Source organism: Gordonibacter sp. (assembly GCF_036667095.1).
Lineage (GTDB): Bacteria > Actinomycetota > Coriobacteriia > Coriobacteriales > Eggerthellaceae > Gordonibacter.
In genome coordinates this window covers 1-5,701 of sequence record NZ_JAVWUP010000159.1, presented here as the reverse complement: position 1 = coordinate 5,701, position 5,701 = coordinate 1, and the positions used below count along the sequence as shown (strand labels likewise).

The window sequence follows — 5,701 nt, the reverse complement described above, 5'->3', positions numbered from 1 at the left end:
TCCAAGAACGCAGCGACGATCTGGCCGACCGTATCAACCGCCTCGATCGGGGAGAGGGAGCGTAAGCGCATTCGATCCAGCACCCTGCAGGCGAGGGAGGATCCTTCCCCCACACCCGCCTGCTCGGCAGCTGCCGAGTTCTTCAAATGCTCTATACTGTCACCATCGGCCTTGAGAGATAGAGCCGCTAAGGTCCGGATACCGGGGGAGCGAACGCGTACTCTATGCGTTCGGCGGGGGAAGAAATGAAGAAGAACGCGAAGGGGCCAGCCATGTTCTGGCCTGCTAAAGGCGATATAGTTCCGGAGCCTCTGACAAAGGACGATCTCGTGAACCTGCTGCAAGGTGCCCAGGTGGACTATTTCGTGCGGCACGTGCCGAAGGACAGCGTGCTCGGCTGGATCGACGAGCCGTGCACCACGGCCCACTTCGTTGCCAAGGGCATGATCGAAATATATAAGCTCGAGCGCGACGGTCGAAAGAAAACACTCGATTTCTGCAAGAAAGGCGACTTTTTCGGCTTTCAGATTCTCAGCGACTCCTGCACGCCAATCGCTGTAGCACGCGCATGCGTCGACAGCGAGCTTATCGCCATCCCGAAAAGCTCTTTCTTCAAGGCGCTGCATACGTACCCCGATTTCACCGACACCATCGTGAAGTACCTGTACAGCTTGCTTACAGCCATGACGAACGAAACGGTTTCCTCGGCGTTTTACGCAACCGCGCAACGCGTTCCCATGTTGCTGCTCAGCTTGGGTCGAGACGAGCTGGAAGCACGCGCAAGCGACGAGCAGGGTTCCCCTCGGGCTGCCGAAGACGCAGTCGGGGGCGTCATCGTGAAGCAGAACAACACCGATATCGCGAACATCCTCGGTATAAGCAGGAACTCCGTGACTACCTCTATCTGCCGGCTTCAGGAGCAAGGCGTGGTGAGGAAGCGGCGCAACAGCATCGAGATACTCGACATGGAGCGCCTCGAAAACATCGCGACACTCGAATCCGGCGAATAGCCGCCCCGAGGTTCCTGGGCTGAGCCCGCCCGACATCGCCAGAGCTGCGCTTTGTGCACAATATTGAGCAGACCGTTCGACAAGCAGCGCCTATACTCTGGCTGGAAGCACGGGGGGACACCATGAAGGCAATGCAATCGACGTCAAACGCGGGCAGACGCACTCGAGGGGGCATCCAGTCCCTTATCGGGCTGTCGCTTGCGGGCTTTTTCATGTACGGATGCAACAACATCCTCATGACTCTTTTACCTTCGTACGCGCTCAGTCTTGGCGCGACGATGATGGAAGCCGGCCTACAGGGTACCGTATTCCTCGTGGCGGCTATCGTCATGCGCTTCTACTTCGGCCCTCTGGCCGATCGCCGAGGAGCTCGCTTCGTCATGGTCGCCGGCGCCGCTTCATTCGCGCTCTCAAGCGTCCTGCTTGTCCTGAGTTCGACGTTCTGGCAGCTCTTGGCGATCAGGGTCATCCAAGCCGTGGGGCTTTCGGCGTTTTGGCCCTGCGCAGTAGCCGCCGTCGCCAGCATTGCCCCCACGGGCAAAAGCGGGCTGTTCATCGGCTGCTACCGATTCGCAACCGCAGCCTCCCTGCTCTTCGGGCCACTTGTCGCGCTCATACTCGTGAAAGAGAGCGGCTATGCGGCATGCTTCGCAATTCTGGCGGTGGGCGCTGCCGCCGCACTCGTCCTGTCTCTCCGCTTCGCCCCCACCAAAGACCCGGCGACCAGAAGCGCCGGCGAAACGCCTCCCTATCGCAAGGACGGCAAGCCGCAGACAATCGAAACGCTGCGCATGACGCTCGTCTGCGGGCAACGAAGCCTGTACGCTCTTCTCGCGATCACCGCGGTGATGTCGTTGGGCTACGGGTTGTCGATGAACTTCGTCGTAACGTTTGTCGAAGAGGTGGGCGCACCCATCAACGCCGGGCTTTTCTTTTCCTTCTTCAGCATTGGGGGTCTTGTGGCCAATCCGCTTGCCGGATGGATTGCCGACACGTGCAACCGTCGTCACCTTCTCGCAACAACGATTGCCTGCATGGGACTGGGCATCGGCATGATCGCACTCGTGCAGACAGAGCCCCTTATGCTGCTTGCCGCAGGTCTCGTTGCCGGCTTAGGTTCGTCGGGCTCGACGATAGTCGTGCTTTCGGCGATATCGGCGAAGATGGACGAACGCTATCGCGCCTCGGCCCTTGCCTTGCAGCAAAACGCTGTCGACCTGGGAATAGCTTGTGCATCAACGCTGTTCGGCTGGCTATTCGCAACAGCGTGCGCTCCCGAGACCGTCTTCGCGGGGCAGGCTGTCTGCATGGTTGCAAGCGCCGCGGTACTACTAGCCGCGAAACGGACCGTGCATCTGTAGAAGGAAAGCCCGCCGAAGCAGGCCTTCCTTTCAGGAGAATCGACGCAGTCCTGTCGATGCCCGGCTATACCACGTAGTACACCGAAGGACCCGTCCCGAAATCTTCATGCAGCTGGGCGGCCTTGCGATCGACGATGTATTTTGCCACGTCGCTTCCAGGATCGTTGAGATCACCGAAGATGCGCGCCTCCCCCGGACACGACTCCACACACCAGGGCGTCCCGCCTACGGCAACCTTTCGGTAGCACAGGTCGCACTTCGATGCCTTTTTCGCGGCTTCGTCTATCTGGGGTATCTCGTAGGGGCAGGCCTTGACGCAGGTTCCGCACCCGATACACACCTCGTCGTCGACGACCACCGCACCGTCTTCCTCGCGCTTCGCAATAGCGCCCGTCGGACAATTCGCAAAGCAGAGCGGAGTTGCGCAATGGTTGCAAAGCTCAGCCCTGAAGGCCAGCTTCACCTCGGGAAACGTACCCGTTGGCTGATAGACGACCTCGCCGTCGAGGCTGCGCACGCGTCCCCAGTACAAACCTTCAGGGGTGTGGTTGGAAACTTTGCAGCTAACCACACAGGTCTGGCATCCCATGCAACGTGTCGTATCGATGACCATGCCGTATTGAACCGTGTTTGCCATAATTGCACCTATGCCTTCTCTACTTCGACCAGCACGTCATAGAAAGCGGTGCTGGTTTGAGAAATGAACTCTTCGGTCGGGTTGATGGTCAGATGGGTGAGCATCTGATAGTTGCCCTCGATAAAATAATCGGGCGTCCACCCGCTCGCCGTCGCAACGGCACCCGGATGGATTCCTTCGGTGAGGAAAACCTTCATCTTGCATGCGCCTCGATCGTTTTTGATCAGGGCCACATCGCCGTGAGCAAGACCGCGCGATGCAGCATCGACCGGGTTCATCTCTAGGAGCGGCTCGCTTTGCACGACGCTGAGCTCGGGGATGAGAACATGCTGGGAGTGCACATTGAGGCGATCGTGGAACTGCAGGTACACCAGCGGATACTTCTGGCCAAGCTCGCCAGCCGGGTCCTCGAGCATCGGCTTGTAGCTGGGCACTTGCTCGTCATAGGGTACGAGTTCCTCGTTGTAAAGCTGAAAGCGCTTCGACGGTGTGGGGAACGTGCCGTCGGGACGGAATATCTGGGGTTCGAAGAGCGCGTCGGCACGAGCGAAGATGCCCTCTTGCGCCACCTTGTCGAAATCGAAGCCCTCCCAGGCCGGATGCGCGGTGTTCGGGAAGCCGCGACACCACTCCTCGTCGGTTTTGTTCCAGAACTTCTCAAGACCCACCTTCTGCGCAAGTAGCGACATAATCTCGACGTCGGATTTGCTCTCTCCCATAGGGTCGATCATGGGCTTGCTGATGATAACCCAGGGTGAACGGTCTTCGATGTCCCACTTCTCCCAGTAATTGCACGCCGGCAGCACGTAATCAGATTGTCTGGCTGTCCAGGTCCAGTACGGATCGACCGTGACGATCGTAGAAATGCTGGGCAACACTTTGTCCACAATCTTGTTGGCATCGGGGCTCATGTTGACGAAATTGGAGTTTGCGAACCACATGAAGTCGATGGGGTACGGATCCTTGTCGATGATCTGGTCGTACATCGTCGAAGTTTTAACGGTGTTCGGTTTCATACCACCGGTATCCGCCCAATCCTTGTTCATGAGAGCTGGCTCTTTAAAGTCTGGACTTGCCTTGACCGACGGGTTGCCGCCCATATGGGATGCACCGCCGCCCTCGATGCCCACATATCCCGCAACGGCGGCAAGCGTGGCGATGGCGCGGAATGAGGAAAACGAGTTCCACACGCGCTGCATACCCTGGCCCATGCGGATACCCGCCGGCTTCGCACGGGCATACTCCATCGCGAACGTTTCAATGACGTCTTCGGGCAGGCCCGTGATCTGCGCCGTAACGGAAAGCGTATACTTCGAGGCCTCGTCAACCAGGTGGTCAAACGCCGTGCGAACCGCCTCGCCGTTCACGTCGAACGTTCCCGAAAGGGTGGGCATTACGCCCTCGCTGTTGTATTTTTTGGCGCTGCCCGAGGCAGCGTCCCATACCATCCAATCTTCGCCGTCCAGCAGGTAGCTGCCGTCGGACTCCTTGACCAGGAAGGGGGAAACGCTATGGGCAGCCAGCCATTCCTTGTCGTGTAAATCATTAGCAATGATGACGTTCATCATGCCCAGGGCGAGCGCTGGGTCCGTTTGGGGTTTGATGGGTATCCATTGGTCAGCGATCGCCGCCGACGAACACAAGCGCGGATCGACCACGACGATCTTCGCACCCTTCTCGCGCGCCTGTACGAGATAGCGGAACTCGGAAGTATGGGTATCGGCGATATTGCGGCCCCACAGCACGATCATGTTGGAATTCAGGTAGTCGCGCGTGTCATGCGATCCGCGCTTCACCCCGTACGCGAGTATCATGCCCATGCTGGCCCCATGGTCGCCCATGATGCCCTCGATATCGAAATTAGTGCCGCCGAACATGCTCGCAAACCGTATGGGCGCGCTCATCGAGAGATTGCCGGAATTACCGGTGAACGAGTAGAATCCGGCGGCTTTCTCCCCGTATTTCTCCTTCGTCTCGAGCAGTTTCTGCGCTATCTCGTCGATGGCCTGCTCCCACGATATGCGCTCGAATTCGCCCGAACCGCGTTCGCCGACACGCTTCATAGGATACATGACGCGCGCATTCTCGTCCTGCGTTTTCTGGCTCAGGGCTATGCCGCGCAAGCAGGCGCTCGCATAGTCCTCGCGGCCCGGTACCGCACCTGGCGTAACCGTGACGATCTTGCCATCCTTTATGTGGGATTTTAAGTGGCAGTGCGAAGAACAGTTCAGGTTACAGCAAGCGTGACCGTACGTGAAACCTTCTTCGGGGTCGGCAGATGTCTCGGCTACCCTCGTTTGCCCGCCCTCGTCTTTCGGGGCGCAGCCGGCAAGGCCGAACCCGAGAGCCGACGTGACCGTAATCCACCCGGCACCTTTCACGAACGTACGGCGCGTGAACTTGCCGTCTTTCACGAATTCAGACGGTGCCAGATCCATTTCCTTTTCCATGCTCCTCCTATCGTTTTGGCGACCGCAGCGATAAACGGCCCGGGCATAAACGCTGCCGCGCGGCCGCCATTCGCTCCCCTCGCTGCGGATGGCCTCAGTATAGAAAGAGAGAGGCGCATCCCTCTGCCCAAGATTGGTCACAGGATACGCCCCATTTAGATGCGACGGAACTCCGCCCCGTGCCCGCACTACGCGCAGTACGCCTTCACCGCGTCGCGCAAGAACTCCGCCGCGCCGGGGGCG

Annotated in this window: 4 protein-coding genes; 2 read left to right on the top strand and 2 right to left on the bottom strand. The window is 59.0% G+C overall.

Going from position 1 to position 5,701, the window contains the following annotated elements; genetic code table 11:
- The first annotated feature begins 272 nt into the window (after window positions 1-272).
- Both RR842_RS11340 and RR842_RS11335 read left to right on the top strand, forming a co-directional pair.
- Window positions 273-1,010: a Crp/Fnr family transcriptional regulator gene (locus RR842_RS11340; RefSeq protein WP_332518736.1), complete on the top strand. Its 738-nt coding sequence runs from the start codon at window positions 273-275 to the stop codon at window positions 1,008-1,010.
- A gap of 122 nt (window positions 1,011-1,132) precedes the next feature.
- A complete protein-coding gene (locus RR842_RS11335) occupies window positions 1,133-2,371 on the top strand; it encodes an MFS transporter (RefSeq protein WP_332514593.1) in 1,239 nt (412 codons plus the stop codon).
- Between the two features lie 64 nt (window positions 2,372-2,435).
- Here RR842_RS11335 and RR842_RS11330 read toward each other — a convergent pair whose 3' ends face one another.
- Window positions 2,436-3,008 carry a 4Fe-4S dicluster domain-containing protein gene (locus RR842_RS11330; protein WP_332729787.1) on the bottom strand — a complete coding sequence of 191 codons (573 nt, stop codon included), beginning with the start codon at window positions 3,006-3,008 and terminating at the stop codon, window positions 2,436-2,438.
- 8 nt (window positions 3,009-3,016) lie between these two features.
- Entirely contained in the window at window positions 3,017-5,458 is a 2,442-nt protein-coding gene (locus RR842_RS11325; RefSeq protein WP_332514596.1) for a molybdopterin-dependent oxidoreductase, read from the bottom strand.
- Window positions 5,459-5,701 lie beyond the last annotated feature (243 nt).